The following is a 17001-nucleotide window of genomic DNA, read 5'->3' on the forward strand; positions in this document are numbered from 1 at the left end:
TAAAACCAGATGGAGACAATAGTAATACAGGATTAAACTGGGATACTGCATATAGAAACATATATTATGCACTCATTATGATTAAATCAGATAGTCTTCATCCGAATACAATTAATGTAGCAGAAGGATTTTATTCTCCCTCAACAACAGGAGAGTTTTTTGCTCTCGGAGGAAAAGAATATATTTCTATAATTGGTGCTGGAAAAAATGAGACAATTCTTGATGCTGAGCAAACAAGTAAGTTATTTACTATAAAAGGAGTGAGTAATTTTTTCCTACAAGAATTACGTTTACAACATGGATATTCAAGTATAGGTGGGATAAGCATGAGTTCAAATTCAAGTCCACATTTTAAAGATATTTGTCTAATTGATAACAATGGTGACTTTGTTTCTCATGTAAACTGTTATCAAAACAATTCTATCTTTGAAAATGTAATCATAAAAACAAACTATGAACAGGTAAATGCTAAAGCAGTAGAATGTGGTAATCAAAGCAATCCTGTTTTTATTAATTGTACAATAGAAGGGAACAAGACTAATCCACAATATGGACATTTTGGTGCAAATGTAAATGGTAATCTTTGTTATCCCGTATTTATAAATTGTAATATAATTGATAATTATGGAGATATAGCCAGTGGGATAAGGCAAGGAGGTGGGCATATCTATCTCATCAATTGTACTATCTGTGATAATGACCACTGCTCACAAGGTACAATAAGTCTGGTGTTTGATGCACATATAACACTTATTAATACAATTCTCAGGAATGAGCCTGCAACAGAGATATGGTTTCATCCAAGTTATGATCCCAATTCAGCAACTTTAGAATACTGCAACATAGAGGGAGGGAGTTTGGCGGTAGCTATTAATAATAATGGTACATTAAACTGGGGAGAAGGCAATATAGATGAAGACCCAATGTTTGTTGGTGGGGATCCTTTCAGTTATGAGTTATTACCGGGTTCACCCTGCATAGATGCGGGCAATCCAGATACAACTGGATTAAACTTACCAGAATTGGACCTAGCTGGCAAGCCAAGAATATATAATGGCAGAATAGATATAGGAGCGTATGAATGGCAAGGGCAGGGAATAGATGAACCTGATACATCATTCATTAACAAATTATATTTATTTCAAAATACACCGAATCCATTTAAAGACAAGACTGAGATATTATTTATCACAGCAGATTATGAACGGGTAAAAGATTACACTTTATCAATCTATAATGTAAAAGGACAATTGGTTCGCAAATATTCAGGCAGAAATCATAATTTTTGGGTAAAAACAGATATAGTGTGGGATGGGACGGATGAGGATGGGAATAAAGTAAGTCCTGGTGTGTATTTTTATAAGTTAATTTATGGAGATAATTCTGTAACGAAGAAGATGATTTTGGTGCGATAAGAAGCTCCAAACAGCCTACGGCTCGTCGTAGGTTGTCAACAGCAAAGCGTTATGACCATTTATGACGGGGCTTCAGCCAATGACCATCAACTTCATCTCAGTCATCTCTTCCATAGCATATTTCACACCTTCTCTACCAAAGCCTGAATTTTTTATACCTCCGTATGGCATCTGGTCTACACGAAAAGTTGGAACATCATTTATAATAACACCCCCAACTTCTAAATTTTCAAAAGCATAAAATATATTTTTCATATTATTAGAAAACACACCGGCTTGTAAGCCATAAATCGTGTTATTTACCATTTCAACTGCATCTTTAAAATCTTTAAAACTATTGATAGCAACAACAGGCGCAAAAATTTCCTTTGCTTCTACTTTCATATCTGGAGTAGTATCAGTTAAGACTGTTGCAGAGAAGTTATTCCCTTTTCGCTCTCCCCCGCAGAGTATTTTTGCACCCGAGTCAACAGCTTCATTAACCCATTTTTTAGCACGAATAGCTTCCGTTTCTGTAATCATTGAATTCAAAAAGACATTTTCATCTAAGGGATGACCACTTTTAAGTTCTTTTATTTTTTCAATAAATTTGCTTACAAAACTGACATATATTTTTTCGTGTACATATATTCTTTGAGTATGGATACAAACCTGACCGGCATAGGCAAAACCTCCTATAATTGTTTTACTTATTGCATCTTCAATATCACAATCTTTATCCAGAATAAGTCCGGCATTGCCCCCTAATTCAAGACAGATTTTTTTCTTACTACAAATTTCTTTCAATCTCCAACCAACGGGTGGACTGCCGGTAAAGCTAATCATTTTAATTCTCGGGTCTTTTACAGCTTGTTCTATCTCTAAACCTGAACAAGGCAAAACAGATAGCATCCCGTCAGGAACATATTTGGTAACAATTTCAGCCAGAAGCAGTGCCGAGATAGGGGCTAAAGATGAAGGTTTTATAGTAATTGGATTTCCCACTGCCAGGGCTGGCGCTACTTTATGGGCAACCAGATTCAACGGAAAATTAAACGGTGTTATACCTAAAATAGGTCCAATTGGAAACCTTTTTACTAATGCTGATTTTCCCTCTCCTTTTTTAGTAGAATCAAGGCTAAAAAATTCTCCTTCAATTCTTTTACATTCTTCACTCGCAATGGTGAAAGTTTGAAAAGCCCTTTGTACCTCACCTCTTGCAAAGTTGATATTTTTCCCGCATTCTAAAGCTAAAATCTTTGATAATTCATCACTTCTTTCTTGAATATCTTTTGCAATATTATTAAGTGTTTGTGCCCTTTTATATGCTGGCATCATTCTCGTAATTTTAAAGACTTTTTCTGCTTTATCAATTGCAGTTTCAATATGATTCTGATTGGCTTTATTAACTAATCCAATAATACTATTATCAAATGGACATTCAATTTTAAACTTTTCTGAATCAGATATCGGGTTATTGCCTAAAAATAGTGGATATTCATTTCTCATAATTATTCCTTTTTCTATAATTTTATTGAAAAATTTTGGAATAAATTATTAAATTCTTAACAATCTTGTCAAACTATTTTATAAAAATACTTTATATAATTTCTTTACCAGAGAAACTTGACAAGAATTTTAGTCACTAAACTAATTTGCAATTATTCAGCATCTTTTTAAAAAGAAATAAGAAAATTTTTTTTGTCAACATTTGCCAAAGTTAGCAAATATATAATGGAGTAATGATGAAAACTTTTTTGCCAAAAGTAAAAGAGATTGAGCATAAATGGTATATCATTGATGCAAAAGATAAAGTTTTAGGACGTCTAAGTACAAAGATTGCAGAGTTACTAAGAGGTAAACATAAACCAATTTTCACACCTTTTTTTGATATGGGTGATTATGTTGTAGTAATTAATGCAGAAAAGGTGAAACTCACGGGACATAAAGCAGATAATAAAGTTTATAAAAGATATTCTGGTTATCCGAGTGGCCAAAATATTACTTCATATAAAAAAATGATGGAGAAGGATCCAAAAAGAGTAATTTATCACGCAGTTAATGGTATGTTACCTAAAAACAAATTAAGAAAACAAATGTTGAAAAGATTAAAGATTTATGTTGGAAAAGAGCATTTACATCAGGCTCAGAGTCCTGAGTTGATTTCAAATATATAAACTTATATGTATAATCAAATAGGAGAATAATTAATGCAATATTTTGATGCTGTAGGAAGAAGAAAATGTGCAATTGCTAGAGTAAGATTATCAAAAGGAACAGGAAAGCGAACAATCAATGGAAAATCTTCAAAGGAGTTTCTGCATAGAGAAACCCTTGAGATGATCGTGGAAGAACCTTTCAAACTTATTGATAAATCTAATAAATTTGACTTAAGGGCTAATGTTGGAGGTGGTGGATTGTCTGGCCAGGCAGGCGCTATCCGTCTTGGTATTAGCAGAGCTCTTATTGAATACGATCCTGAACTGCGTTCAATACTAAAGAAATCAGGTCTTCTTACACGAGATGCACGAGAAAAGGAACGAAGAAAATACGGATTAGCAAAAGCGAGAAAAGCTTATCAATATTCCAAGAGATAACCTAAATTATAAAGTAGATAAAAATTTAACTTTTACGCTACAAACGGTGTCAGGTTTCTACAAAGATTTAATCGTATTGAACAAAATAGAAATACGGATATAAGTAGCTATGATAAAGTTAATAAATAAAACCGTTGGAGGCTAAATGAATGTAGTGGAAATGAAGAGTTTGTTAGAAGCCGGAGTTCACTTTGGCCATCAAACTCGTAGATGGAACCCTAAGATGAGAAAGTATATCTTCATAAAAAGAAATGGGATTCATATTATTGATCTTAAACAAACCTTAGAAGGTATTAATCAAGCCTATTATTTTTTAAGAGAGTTAGCTGTATATGGCAAGAAAATACTATTTGTTGGCACTAAAAAGCAGGCTTCTGAAGGAATAGAAAACGCAGCAGAAAAGTGTGAGGAATTTTGTATAAGCCACAGGTGGTATGGTGGCACATTAACAAATTTAGAAACTATCCGAAAGAGTATAGAAAAATTGGAACATTTTGAGCAATTGAAAGACTCGGGAGAAATCAACAAATTTACTAAATTGGAAATTCTTAGAATGCAACGAAAATATGATAAAATTCTGAATGCGTTGGGCGGAATTCGTGAGATGGATAAATTGCCTGATGCTCTTATAATTGCCGACACTATTAACGAAAAAAATGCTGTTAAAGAAGCTCAAAAATTAAAAATTCCAATTGTTGCAATTGTTGATACTAACAGTGATCCTGAAGGAATTGATTATGTTATACCTGGAAATGATGATGCAATGAAATCTATAAACCTTATTAGTGATATAATGGCTAATGCTATACTTGAAGGGAAGAAAATAGCTGCTGAGGGTGGCGACATCTCTGAAATTAATGTAGAAACCATAGAAGAACCAGTAGAAGAAACTCCTAAGGAAAGGGAAATAGAAAAAAAAGAAATGCCTTCAGAGAAGGAACCTGAAAAAGCAATCGCAGAAGTGAAGAAAGTTTCAGAAGAAGCAGAAGCAGTTAAAATCGCTGGTAAAAGACCCGAAATTAAGGGTACAAAAAAATCACTTCCTGAGAAAAAAGAGCCAAAAAGTAAAAAAGCGAAAAAAGAGTTCGTCTGCCCATATTGTGGAAAAGCGTTATCCTCAAAAAGAGGACTAAAAATACATATCGGTTTGGTTCATCACAAGTGAGTCAAAATTCACAATACACGGAAATTATTAATACATCTAAAAATTTGAAAAAATGGAGTTTAAATGGAAATTAGCGCAAAAAAGGTAAAAGAATTGCGAGATAAAACTAATGTTGGATTTATGGATTGCAAAAAAGCTTTAACCGAAGCCAATGGTAATATTAAAGAGTCTGTAAAAATTTTACGGAAAAAAGGTATTGCAAAAGCGGCAGAAAAATCTTCCCGAGAAGCGAAAGAAGGTATTATATATTCCTATGTCCATCCGGGTTCAAAAATTGGAGTCCTAATAGAATTGAATTGTGAAACTGACTTTGTTGCCAGAACTGATAAATTCAAGGAATTAGCAAAAAAAATTGCTATGCATATTGCTGCAACAAATCCAATAGCAATTGCTAAAGAAGGTATTGACCAGAAAATGATTGACGAAGAAAAAGATATTTATAAAGCTCAAGCATTAAATTCGGGAAAACCTGAAAAAATTACAGATAAGATTATTGAAGGAAGATTAAAAAAATTTTATAAGGAAAATTGCCTTCTGAATCAACCTCTTGTCATGGATGAGAATAAAACTATTCAACAGTTTCTTACTGAATCTGTTGTAGAATTTGGAGAAAATATTTTTATTGGCAAATTCGCAAGATTTCAAATAGGCAAGTAACAATGAAAATTTATAAGAGAATACTACTCAAACTTAGTGGCGAGGTCTTACAAGGTCAAAAATCATTTGGTATAGATGATATTGCTCTTACAAAATTAGTTAAAGAATTAATTGAAATTCATAATGATGGAGTTCAAATATGTATAGTTACCGGTGGTGGAAATTTCTTTAGAGGTGCTTCCACCGTTGCCAACAAAATGAATAGAGTTCAGGCAGATAGTATTGGAATGCTCGCAACTATCCAAAACTCAATTGCACTTTATGAAAAGTTTAATGAACTCAATACAGAATCAGTAATATTTGCCTCTCAGAATATTGGTAATATCGGAACGATATTTAATTCTGCTAAAGCAAAATCAGCATTAAAAAACAAAGTTATTACAATCTTTGGCGGCGGTACTGGTAACCCTTTCTTTACAACAGATACAGCTGCTGTCCTCCGAGCTTTGGAAACTGATTCAGAAATTGTTATTAAAGGAACAAAAGTTAACGGTATTTATAATAAAGACCCAAGAAAGTATAAAGATGCGAAACTTTTTAAAACTATATCATTTGATAAATATATAAAACTAAATCTTAAGGTAATGGATTTAACTTCAATTACTTTAGCAAGAGAGTTTCAACTTCCTATAAAAGTATTTAATATTAAAAAATCAGGTAATATTAAAAAAGCTGTTTATGATGAGAATTTTGGAAGTATAGTCACTTAGTAGATTTAATAAGTAATATTATGAAACCACTCAAAAAAACCCCTGCCCGTTCTCCGTAGTTTCTACTACGACGGATGAAAAGGGGTTAATTCCGGGTTTTTACCTTTTACTTGAGTGAATAATATCACTTGCAAATTTAAATTTTATTGAAATGTAACATTCTTAAGTGAATATTTAGGAGTAAAAATGTTTGAGTTAGATTCTATTTACAAAGCTGTTAAAGAAAAGATGCAAAAAAGCATAGAATCTTTAAATCGCGACTTGTTAAAAATTCGAACAGGAAAAGCCAATATTAGTCTTTTAGAGAGCATAAAAGTTGATTATTATGGACAACCAACTCCATTAAATCACATTGGGACTTTATCTATTCCTGAAGCAAGAATGATTATTGTTCGTCCTTGGGAAAAGACACTGCTTCCATTAATTGAAAAAGCTATTTTAGCCTCAGATATAGGTATCACTCCTCAATCTGATGGAAATGTTATTAGATTAATTTTCCCGTCTCTCACTGAAGAAAGAAGAAAGGATTTAGTTAAGCTTGTAAAAAAACACGGAGAAGAAGCTAAAATCTCTATACGGAATTCAAGAAGACATTTCAATGAGGAAGTAAAAAAATTAGAAAAAGATAGTAATATTTCTGAAGATGTCCGCGAAGATGGATTGGATGAAATTCAAGATATTACAGATGAATTTGTAAAAAAAATAGACAGTATTATTCAAAACAAAGAAAATGAGATAATGGAGATTTAATAAGAAGCATGAGTTTTATTATTACTCAAGATTGTATCAAGTGTGGCTCTTGTGTTGATGTTTGTCCTGAAAATGCTATTATTGAAGATGAAACACAATACATAATAACTGATGATTGTATAGAATGTGGTTTGTGTATTAAAGAATGCCCATTAGGCGCAATAAAAGGCAAAAATTCTAATACCTAAAGGGCTTGAGTTACTATGGATAATATTAGACTATTGATATGTTAATTAAAGAATTATTAGTCCGACCATTCAAGGCTGGGAGAATAACTTATTTCCTATATCCCAAGGGATTCAGCCCTTTTTAGATCAGATTTATGGATTTTAAAAATAAAACGCTAATTAATAAAAGAACAAACGCGATTATAGGTCTGTTTATCTTTGCAGTAACTTTTATTATTTATTTCATAACAAAACCTATTTCGCTCTCTTTCTGGGATTGTGGTGAATATATTACTTGTAGTAGTATTTTCGGAGTGCCACATCCACCAGGAAATCCGTTCTACATTATCCTTGGAAAGTTTATTACATTGTTACCTTTAGGTTTATCAGATGCTCAAAGTGTTAGTTTACTTTCAATTATTTTCAGCTCTTTTGCTGTACTTTTTGCATATCTTTCAATTGTAAAATTGGTTTCAATATGGGAGAAGAAGTCAATATATTGTTATTTTGCAGGCGTTATTGGTGCACTTTTTATTGCCTTTTCTAAAGAATTCTGGGTAAATGCAATTGAAGCTGAGGTGTATGGAGGACTCTCATTCTTCATTACACTGATAATCTGGTTGACACTTATTTGGACAGAAAAATCAAAAGATTTTGACCATCAAAATATTTTGCTTCTGATTATATTCTTATTTTTTCTTGGATTTGGAGTTCATCAAACCACATTACAGATTGCACCAGCAATTTTATTGATTGCAGTATTACCATTAATAAAGTTTAATAAATCTTTTTTTACAAAACTTATTACTTATTCTATAATTGCATTTGTTTTATATTTAATTTTTAATCAAATTAAGCATGATGGTCAAAGCTTAGAAATAGGAAAATATATTTTTGTAGTTTTCATTATAGGTTTAATGATTTATTATTTACGAGATTATGTAGAGACACGTGTGTGGATTTTTGCTCTTTTTATGATAATAATTGGTATAAGTACACATTTAATACTTCCAATAAGAGCATCTGCACACCCATTTATAAATGAAGGTAATCCGTCTAACTGGCAAAGTTTTTTAGATTATATTTTTAGAAAGCAGTATGGTCCAACCAGCTTCTTCCAAAGGCGCGGTCCCGTTCTGTTTCAGTTAAATCACCATTTCTTACGATATTTCAGCTGGCAATTTTTTGATGCAGAAGTAATTAGCAAATTCCTAAATATCTCAAAACAATTCATTCATTATTTTTTTCAGTTTATTATCATTTTCTTAGGATTTACTGGACTTTATTACCAATATAAAAAAAGTAAACGCTCATTTCTCTATCTTGGCTCCCTTTTCTTTATGGCAAGTATTGCAATGATACTTGTAATGAATCTTTCAATTGACGAGGTAAGGAATAGACCTTATTTTTTTATTACTGCTTATATGTTGTGGTCTTTTTGGATGGGTATTGGAGCTATGGGTATTGTAAGATACTTTGCAAAGAGAATAAAAGCCCTTAGTATGATATTATTAGTTTTTCTTTTCCTTCTACCAGTAGTTAATATGGCTTCTCACTATCATAAAAATGATAGAAGCCAGGAATTGCTCTCTCTTGAATATGGCACAAATTTTTTGAATGGATTGGATAAAAATGCAATCATATTTACTAATGGTGACAATGATACATTTCCATTATGGTATGCCCAAGCGGTTTATGATCCTAATGCCAAAGAATACTATTTGGAAGATGACACCCTTACTTTTAAAGAAATTACAGGAATCTCAATTTCAGATAAAAAGGAAATGCCTACACGCACCAGAAGATTACTCAATCATGCCAGTATAGCAAAAAGGAACTTAAAAGGCATCAGAAAAGATATTAGCGTTGCAAACCTCAGTCTGCTTAATACTCCTTGGTATATAAAACAATTGAGAAATTATGAAGGCATAGAGATTAATCTTACAGATAGGCAAATCAAAAGTATTAGGCCTATGAAATTGTCAAATAATGCCGTTTTTAAAGTTGGAAAAATCTCAATCAATTTGAAGAAAGGCACAGAATTGTACATTAAAGACCAGATAGTACTTCAAATTATAAAAGACAATTTTGGTAAAAGACCAATATATTTTGCTGTAACAGTTGCCAGCCATGTTGGATTTGATGATTATTTGCAAAGTGAGGGAATGGCAGATAGACTTGTTGATACTAAAGGAAAATATCAGATTGACGCTGCACGGCTTAATCATAATATTGAAAATGTATTTGATTATTCTTCAATATTCAAGGATGAACTATATAAAGATAATAATATGAGACGGCTTGTTAATAATTATGGTGCTGATTTTATGAGAATGTCCACTGTTTTCTATCGTAAAAAAGATTATGATAATGCTATAAAGTATATGAAAAAAGCCTTAGATTTCATTCAGAATAAAGATAGATATATACCAAGTTTAGCAAATCTTTATTACGAAATTAGAGATTATGAAAACGCTTATAAAACCATATCACCCCTTATTGTAAAAAATCCGAACGATGGTCAAATTATTTATCTTGCATCAACATATTTAGACAAAGCAGGGCAAATTAAGGATGCACTTTCACTGCTTGAGAATTTTATTTCTAATAATCTACATGAAAAATATTTTGTAACTCATTATATCTCAATATGTAAAAACAATAAGAAATATCAACAAGGCTTAAATTTTGTTAATAAAATTCTTGAAAAAAATCCTGAAGATAAAACCCTGCTAAAATACAAATCTGAATTTGAAAATTTAATAAAAGGTATAGAAAATTAAGAAATAAATTAATTTGGTTATAGTTAAATAAGTTCACCTCCCCGATTAAGCCCGTTCCTGACGAGCTCAGGAATCGGGGATATAAGTTTACCAATTTAAATGATTCAAAAAATTCTTACAAAAGTTTTTGGCACTCATTTTGAACGAGAAATGAAAAAAATGAGGCCAACCGTGGATACTATAAACAAGGAATATGAGAAATTGCCATCCCTGTCCGATGATGAGTTAGCAGCAAAGACTGTTGAGTTTAAGAAGCGTATCCAAGATTATACTTCCAGTAAACAGAGGCATTTAGACGAGTTACAAACAGAGCACAACTCCACTTTTGATGATGATGAAAAAGATAAAATAAGCATTAAAGTTGATGAAGCAGAAAAGGCGTTAAATGAAGCTACGAAAGAAATATTAGATAACATTTTACCAGAAACGTATGCTGTAGTAAAAGAGACTTGTCGCCGTCTGATTGGCAAAAAATGGAAAGTTCGTGGTCATGAAATAGAATGGAATATGATTCCGTATGATGTTCAACTAATCGGTGCTATTGCCCTGCATAACGGAATGGTAGCTGAAATGAAAACAGGTGAAGGAAAAACACTTGTTGCAACAATGCCTCTTTATCTTAATGCACTTGTTGGTAAAGGTGCTCATCTTATAACTGTTAATGATTATCTTGCTCAAAGAGATGCAGAATGGATGGGAGAAATCTATAGATTCCTCGGATTATCTGTTGGCTGTATCTATGGCGATATAGATACGGAAGACCGAAAATCACAATATCAATGCGATATAACCTATGGAACAAACAATGAATTCGGATTTGATTACCTGCGTGATAATATGGCAGTTTCTCCAGATGGAATTGTGCAAAGAGGACATTACTACTGTATAGTTGACGAAGCAGATAGCGTTCTTATTGATGAAGCCAGGACCCCACTTATTATCTCCGGAGCCGTTGAACATTCAAAAAATTTCTATCGCGAGTTAAATCCACAAATAAGAAAATTAGTTAAAAAACAATTAGTATTAGTAAATGAAATTCTCTCTGATATTGATATCATGATAAGTAAAGGAACAAATGAAAGTAATTCGTTTGAATTTGGGGAAAAACTTCTAACTGTAAGAAGAGCTGCTCCAAAATCAAAAAGATTTTTAAAAATAATCAAAGATGGCAGATATAGAAAAATAATGAACGAAGTGGAAGGACAATATCTTCGCGAAAAGCAAATACATTTGATTGATGATAAACTTTATTATTCTATTGAAGAAAGCCAGCGAAGTGCTGAATTAAACGAAAATGGACAGGAAGAACTCTCCAAATATGATAGAACTCTCTTCATTATGCCTGACCTTGATGAGGAGATTGAAAAAGTTGATAAAGATGAGAAATTATCCTTCTCAGAAAAACAGGAAAAAAAACAGCACATTCAAGAAGAATTTTTAGAAAAAAATGAGAAATTACATAATATTAAACAAATGCTAATTGCCTATTCACTCTTTGAAAAAGATGTTGATTATATTATAAAGGATAATAGAGTAATTATTGTTGACCAATTCACTGGTAGATTAATGCCAGGACGCAGATTTAGTGAAGGTCTTCATCAAGCACTTGAAGCTAAAGAAATGGTTCAAATTCAAGAAGCCACTCAAACCCTGGCTACTATCACTCTGCAAAACTATTTTCGTATGTATACAAAACTTGCTGGAATGACAGGTACCGCTGTTACTGAATCAGCTGAGTTTGAAGAGATATATAAGCTTCCAGTAATAGAGATACCAACAAATGAACCTGTCCGTAGAATTGACTATGACGACCTTATTTTTAGAACCAAAAAGGAAAAATATAATGCAATTATTGATGAAATAGAACATTGGTATTCCAAGAGAATTCCTGTTTTAGTTGGCACTATTTCTGTAGAAGTATCTGAAGTTATCAGTAGATTACTAAAAAGAAAGGGCATCCCACATGAAGTTTTAAATGCAAAGTATCATCAGAAAGAAGCTGAGATAGTTGCTCATGCCGGTGAACCTGGAGCAATTACTATTGCAACAAATATGGCAGGAAGAGGAACAGATATTAAACTTGGGACTGGAGTTGTGCGATGCTCAAATTGTATTATAAAATGCCTGGAAAATTGCGAAAATGCAGGCATAAATGCACCAGATGGTCCTGAAAATTGTTTTAAAGAAGTCCCCTGCGGATTACATATTATTGGAACCGAAAGGCATGAAAGTAGAAGAATTGATAAACAATTAAGAGGAAGAAGTGCCAGACAGGGCGACCCAGGCTCCTCAAGATTTTATCTCTCCTTAGAAGATGATTTGATGCGAATATTCGGTTCAGACAGAATCGCTAATATTATGTCCAGATTAGGACTAAATGAAGGTGAAGCAATTAAACATCCCTGGATGACAAAAGCTGTTGGAAATGCACAAAAAAGGGTTGAAGGGCATAACTTTGAAATTAGAAAACAATTGATAAAATACGATGATGTAATGAATCAGCAAAGAGAAGTCATTTATTCATATAGACGGAAAGTCTTAAAGGGTCTAAATCTAAAAGACGAAATAATGGAAATGATGAGCGATTTTGTGGAAAATAAAGTATATGATTTCTTAGGTGAAGCTCAGTATGAAGAAGAATGGCCTGTTGAAGACCTGTGTAATTGGTTTAAAAGTGAACTTGCAGCTAAAATAAATATAAATGATATTCATAATAAGGATGATTTAATAGATCAGATTTTTTCTCAATTAAAAGATGCTTATGACAATAAAGAAAAAGGCTTTGAAGATGAGCAAAGGGTTCTTGAAAGATACTCCTTACTAAAGGTTGTTGACTCAGAATGGAAAGACCATCTTTATGAAATGGACAGATTAAAAGAAGGAATTGGACTTCGTGCTTATGCTCAGAAAGACCCTCTAATTGAATATAAGAAAGAAAGTTACGAACTTTTCCTTAACCTTATTGATACTATCAAAGAGAAAGTAATAAAGAGTGTGTTTACACTTTATCCTGCAACTTATTATCAAGTTAAACAAACGGCAAAAGATATTAAGTTGTCACATTTAGAAAGAAGAGTTTTTGGAGTTCCACAACAGGAAGCTTCAAATACTGAAAGAATTAAACAAAGCCAAAGTTCAAATATATCCAAACCTATCCATGTTCAAAAAGTAGGCAGGAATGACCCCTGTCCCTGTGGAAGCGGGAAGAAATACAAATACTGCTGCGGAAGGAAGAAGTGATGAAGGAAATATGGGAAATAAGGAAATAAGGAAGATAAATGCCAAAAAATCTAATGATAGTAGAATCTCCAACTAAATCTAAAACCATTAAACAATACTTAGGCAAAGATTTTGAAATCCTTGCTTCAATGGGTCATATACGCGATTTACCAAAAAAGGAATTTGGTATTAATATTGAAAATAATTTCAAACCATACTATGTCCTTAATCCTGATAAAAAGAAAATTGTTAATCAAATCATAAAAAGAGCAAAGGAATCCGAAAAGGTTTTTTTGGCTTCTGATAATGACAGGGAAGGAGAGGCAATTGCCTGGCATTTAAAAGAAATTCTAAAAAAATCTGTTCCTGAACAACCAATTTTTAGAGTTGTTTTTAATGAAATTACAAAGGAAGCAATTCAAGAATCCATGAAATCCCCAGCCCAAGTTGATGAAAATAAGGTCAATGCACAACAAACCAGAAGGATTTTAGACCGTATCGTTGGATATAAAGTAAGTCCTGTCTTATGGAAAGTGATTGCCAAAAACCTTTCTGCTGGCAGAGTTCAGACAGTTGCCTTAAGACTTCTTTGTGAGCGGGAAGAGGAAATTAAAAAATTTGTTCCGCAGGAGTATTGGACTATTGATGCAGATTTGAAAAAGGAGACTAAATTTAAAGCAATATTAAAAAAATATAAAAACAAAACCCCCAATTTAATTGGGGGTAAATTGAATAATGAAGCTGAAGCTGATGCAATATTTAAAAGGTTAGAAAAAGAAAAATTCATTGTAAAAGATATAAAGCAAGAAAGTAAGACTATATCACCATTTCCTCCATACATCACAAGCACTTTGCAACAAGAGGCCTCAACAATATTGGGATTTTCAACAAAAAAAACAATGAGGATTGCGCAACAACTTTATGAGGGTGTAAATATTCAAGGAAAGAATGTTGGACTTATTTCATATATGAGAACTGATTCTGTCAGAATTTCTGATAAAGCGAATGCTGAATTACGGAGACTGATTACAGAAAGGTTTCCAGAAAAATATTCAAATTCATTCAAAAGAATGTATAAAAACAAGAATAAAGCTCAAGACGCACATGAAGCTGTCCGTCCAACCTCATCCTTTAGAACACCGGAATCAATCAAAGATTACCTATCGCAAGACCAATATAAATTATACAGACTTATCTGGCAAAAATTTGTTGCTACTCAAATGGCATGTGCAAAGGTTAATATGGTTAAAGTTTTAATAAAAGCTGGTGATGGGCTATTTGAATCAAATGGCAGCACCATTGAATTTGATGGATTTATGAAATGCTATCCACATGTAACTATCAGGTATATCGCTAATAAAATGCCTTTACTTAATGTAATGGATGAAGTTGAGTTAATAAGACTTAATAAGAATCAAAATTTTACCAAACCACCAGCAAGATATACAGAAGCTTCTTTGGTAAGGAAATTGGAGTCAGAGGGAATCGGTAGGCCCAGCACTTACTCACCAATAATCTCAACATTGCTGGCACGACAATATGTAAACCTGATAAGGAAAAAATTTTATCCAACCGAATTAGGAATGGAAGTAGAAAAATTCCTTATAGATAAATTTTCTGAATTCTTTAATGTTTCATTCACAGCTGAAATGGAAAACCAATTGGATGAAATTGAGAACGGAATTACAAACTGGCAACAGACATTAGAAAATTACTACAAAGAATTCATTAAAGTTTTAAAAAGAATTGATATTAAAGCAGAAAGAAAAAATTTAGAAAAATTAAGTGATATAAAATGTGATAAATGTGGCGCACCAATGATAATCAAATGGGGAAGAAACGGTCAATTCCTCGCCTGTTCTAATTTCCCAAAATGCAAAAATACAAAAAACTTTAAACTAAATGAAAATGGCAAAGTTGAAATTATTGAAGATAAAAAAACCGATGAAATATGCCCTAAATGTGGAGGAAAACTTGTATTAAAAATCGGAATATTCGGAAAGTTTTATGCTTGTAGCAACTATCCAAAATGTAAATTTACCAAACCTTTTTCAACTGGCCTAAAATGTCCTTTATGTGATGGAGAATTATTAGAAAGAAAGAGCAAAAAGACCAGGAGAACCTTTTATGGATGTTCAAATTATCCAAAGTGCAAATTCATTACTAATTATAAACCCATTAAATTAAAATGTCCTGATTGCGGAGCAGAGACTATGTTTGAAAAATCAATAAACAAAAATGGAACCAAAACAATTATTTGCTTGAATTGTAAGAAAGAGCTGATTAAATGAAATTCGTAGAACCCTTTGTTTCTGGTTTAAAAAGTATCCTATCGCATAAATTGCGTTCAATTCTTACCCTTGCCGGAATTGTTATCGGGGTCGCTGCAGTAACTACTATGTTCTCTTCTGTTAATGCAATGAAACAACTTATTGAAGAAACAATAAGTTCACTTGGGTATGATAATGTTATAATTTTATACTCTGCTTTTCCAAACCCTGAAAAAAGTAAGTTAAAAAAATATGCCTCTAAACCCAGATTTAAAAATCTAACTTACAATGATTATGAGGTATTAAACAGTAAATTAAATAATGTTGAATATCTCTATCCAAGCATAAATGATGAAAAAGTTTGTATAATTAATAGTAAATCAAGCAAAATTAGATTGAATGGTGTAAATAATGCTTTTTTCAAAAACAAACATTACCTCATTGGAAATGGAAGATTGTTTAGTATCATTGAACAGAATGATGGCCAAAATGTATGTATAATCGGCTCATCGCTAAAAAAGAAATTCTATTCTAAAACTGATGGTCGTGGAAAATTCATTTCAATCGGCAATATTAGATTAAAAATTGTTGGTGTTCTTAAAGATGAAGGATTAGATGAACCCGGTAAGACTGTTAGAGGTAATATCTGGGAAAGAAAGCGTGACCATGAAAGCTGCTTCATTCCATCAAAATGTGCTGCAAAATATTTAAGACCAAATATGCAAATTGACAATATATGGATTAAAGCAATTGATTCTGAAAAAGTAGGAAGTGTTTTTAATCAAGCCAAACAACTGCTTCTTGCTACACATAATATGGCAGATGATATAGAAATTATGGATATTAGTGCGCGAATGCTGGAAATAAGAGAACAAATCAATACACAGATGAAAAATTGGAATATTATTTTATTATGTATCGCTGGAATATCGCTTTTCACGGGTGCAATAGGACTGTTCAGCATTTTACTTATCTCCATTAGAGAAAGGATGAAGGAGATAGGCATTAGAAAAAGTATCGGTGCAAAAAATAAAGATATATTCGCACATTTCCTCCTTGAATCTATAACATTAGCTTTTATGGGAGGAATATTTGGCTCTGGATTTGCTTTAATCTTAATCAAATTTATAACTTCTAAAATTGAAGTTTCTGTTTCCTTCCCAATAACGGGAATAATCATTGGATTGATATTTGCAGTTATTGTAGGATTTGTTTCTGGCTTTTATCCCGCATATAAAGCTTCCAAAATCGATCCAATAAAAGCAATTTTCTATACTGAATAATAAGAC

13 protein-coding genes are annotated in these 17001 nt (G+C 32.3%); 12 read left to right on the forward strand and 1 reads right to left on the reverse strand.

What is annotated here, in order from left to right; translation table 11 throughout:
- Positions 1 to 1415, forward strand: a 1415-nt coding sequence (locus U9R23_00005) for a choice-of-anchor Q domain-containing protein (protein MEA3474823.1), incomplete at its 5' end; no start/stop codon positions are given.
- 72 nt (positions 1416 to 1487) lie between these two features.
- On the opposite strand, the gene U9R23_00010 is transcribed toward U9R23_00005, so the two are convergent.
- Positions 1488 to 2903, reverse strand: a complete 1416-nt coding sequence (locus U9R23_00010; GenBank protein ID MEA3474824.1) for an aldehyde dehydrogenase family protein — start codon at positions 2901 to 2903, stop codon at positions 1488 to 1490.
- A 236-nt stretch (positions 2904 to 3139) separates the two neighbouring features.
- Between U9R23_00010 and rplM the strand changes: the two genes are divergently transcribed.
- The 11 genes from rplM (at position 3140) to U9R23_00065 (ending at position 16995) form a co-directional block, all read left to right on the forward strand.
- Positions 3140 to 3571 carry a 50S ribosomal protein L13 gene (gene rplM / locus U9R23_00015; GenBank protein ID MEA3474825.1) on the forward strand — a complete coding sequence of 144 codons (432 nt, stop codon included), beginning with the start codon at positions 3140 to 3142 and terminating at the stop codon, positions 3569 to 3571.
- Positions 3572 to 3604: 33 nt separating this feature from the next.
- Complete coding sequence (gene rpsI, locus U9R23_00020) at positions 3605 to 3991, forward strand: 30S ribosomal protein S9 (protein MEA3474826.1); 387 nt, start codon at positions 3605 to 3607, stop codon at positions 3989 to 3991.
- 145 nt (positions 3992 to 4136) lie between these two features.
- A complete protein-coding gene (gene rpsB / locus U9R23_00025) occupies positions 4137 to 5156 on the forward strand; it encodes a 30S ribosomal protein S2 (protein ID MEA3474827.1) in 1020 nt (339 codons plus the stop codon).
- A gap of 63 nt (positions 5157 to 5219) precedes the next feature.
- Positions 5220 to 5813 carry a translation elongation factor Ts gene (gene tsf / locus U9R23_00030; protein ID MEA3474828.1) on the forward strand — a complete coding sequence of 198 codons (594 nt, stop codon included), beginning with the start codon at positions 5220 to 5222 and terminating at the stop codon, positions 5811 to 5813.
- 2 nt (positions 5814 to 5815) lie between these two features.
- Entirely contained in the window at positions 5816 to 6523 is a 708-nt protein-coding gene (pyrH, locus tag U9R23_00035; protein MEA3474829.1) for a UMP kinase, read from the forward strand.
- Positions 6524 to 6709: 186 nt separating this feature from the next.
- Positions 6710 to 7273: a ribosome recycling factor gene (gene frr, locus U9R23_00040; protein ID MEA3474830.1), complete on the forward strand. Its 564-nt coding sequence runs from the start codon at positions 6710 to 6712 to the stop codon at positions 7271 to 7273.
- An 8-nt stretch (positions 7274 to 7281) separates the two neighbouring features.
- Positions 7282 to 7461, forward strand: coding sequence for a 4Fe-4S binding protein (locus U9R23_00045; protein MEA3474831.1), 180 nt, complete (start codon positions 7282 to 7284; stop codon positions 7459 to 7461).
- Between the two features lie 134 nt (positions 7462 to 7595).
- A complete protein-coding gene (locus U9R23_00050) occupies positions 7596 to 10223 on the forward strand; it encodes a DUF2723 domain-containing protein (protein ID MEA3474832.1) in 2628 nt (875 codons plus the stop codon).
- Between the two features lie 99 nt (positions 10224 to 10322).
- Entirely contained in the window at positions 10323 to 13463 is a 3141-nt protein-coding gene (gene secA, locus U9R23_00055) for a preprotein translocase subunit SecA (GenBank protein MEA3474833.1), read from the forward strand.
- Positions 13464 to 13501: 38 nt separating this feature from the next.
- Positions 13502 to 15733, forward strand: a complete 2232-nt coding sequence (gene topA, locus U9R23_00060) for a type I DNA topoisomerase (GenBank protein MEA3474834.1) — start codon at positions 13502 to 13504, stop codon at positions 15731 to 15733.
- Entirely contained in the window at positions 15730 to 16995 is a 1266-nt protein-coding gene (locus tag U9R23_00065; protein ID MEA3474835.1) for an ABC transporter permease, read from the forward strand. Before topA ends, U9R23_00065 begins: the two co-directional genes overlap by 4 nt.
- The last annotated feature ends 6 nt before the right edge of the window (positions 16996 to 17001 follow it).

Source organism: Candidatus Cloacimonadota bacterium (genome assembly GCA_034722995.1).
Lineage (GTDB): Bacteria > Cloacimonadota > Cloacimonadia > JGIOTU-2 > JGIOTU-2 > JAGMCF01.

Bases quoted from the DNA above. Each gene is read 5' to 3' on its own strand.
- U9R23_00010 (MEA3474824.1), bottom strand. From the start codon at position 2,903: ATGAGAAATGAATATCCACTATTTTTAGGCAATAACCCGATATCTGAT.
- rplM (MEA3474825.1), top strand. From the start codon at position 3,140: ATGAAAACTTTTTTGCCAAAAGTAAAAGAGATTGAGCATAAATGGTAT.
- rpsI (MEA3474826.1), top strand. From the start codon at position 3,605: ATGCAATATTTTGATGCTGTAGGAAGAAGAAAATGTGCAATTGCTAGA.
- rpsB (MEA3474827.1), top strand. From the start codon at position 4,137: ATGAATGTAGTGGAAATGAAGAGTTTGTTAGAAGCCGGAGTTCACTTT.
- tsf (MEA3474828.1), top strand. From the start codon at position 5,220: ATGGAAATTAGCGCAAAAAAGGTAAAAGAATTGCGAGATAAAACTAAT.
- pyrH (MEA3474829.1), top strand. From the start codon at position 5,816: ATGAAAATTTATAAGAGAATACTACTCAAACTTAGTGGCGAGGTCTTA.
- frr (MEA3474830.1), top strand. From the start codon at position 6,710: ATGTTTGAGTTAGATTCTATTTACAAAGCTGTTAAAGAAAAGATGCAA.
- U9R23_00045 (MEA3474831.1), top strand. From the start codon at position 7,282: ATGAGTTTTATTATTACTCAAGATTGTATCAAGTGTGGCTCTTGTGTT.
- U9R23_00050 (MEA3474832.1), top strand. From the start codon at position 7,596: ATGGATTTTAAAAATAAAACGCTAATTAATAAAAGAACAAACGCGATT.
- secA (MEA3474833.1), top strand. From the start codon at position 10,323: ATGATTCAAAAAATTCTTACAAAAGTTTTTGGCACTCATTTTGAACGA.
- topA (MEA3474834.1), top strand. From the start codon at position 13,502: ATGCCAAAAAATCTAATGATAGTAGAATCTCCAACTAAATCTAAAACC.
- U9R23_00065 (MEA3474835.1), top strand. From the start codon at position 15,730: ATGAAATTCGTAGAACCCTTTGTTTCTGGTTTAAAAAGTATCCTATCG.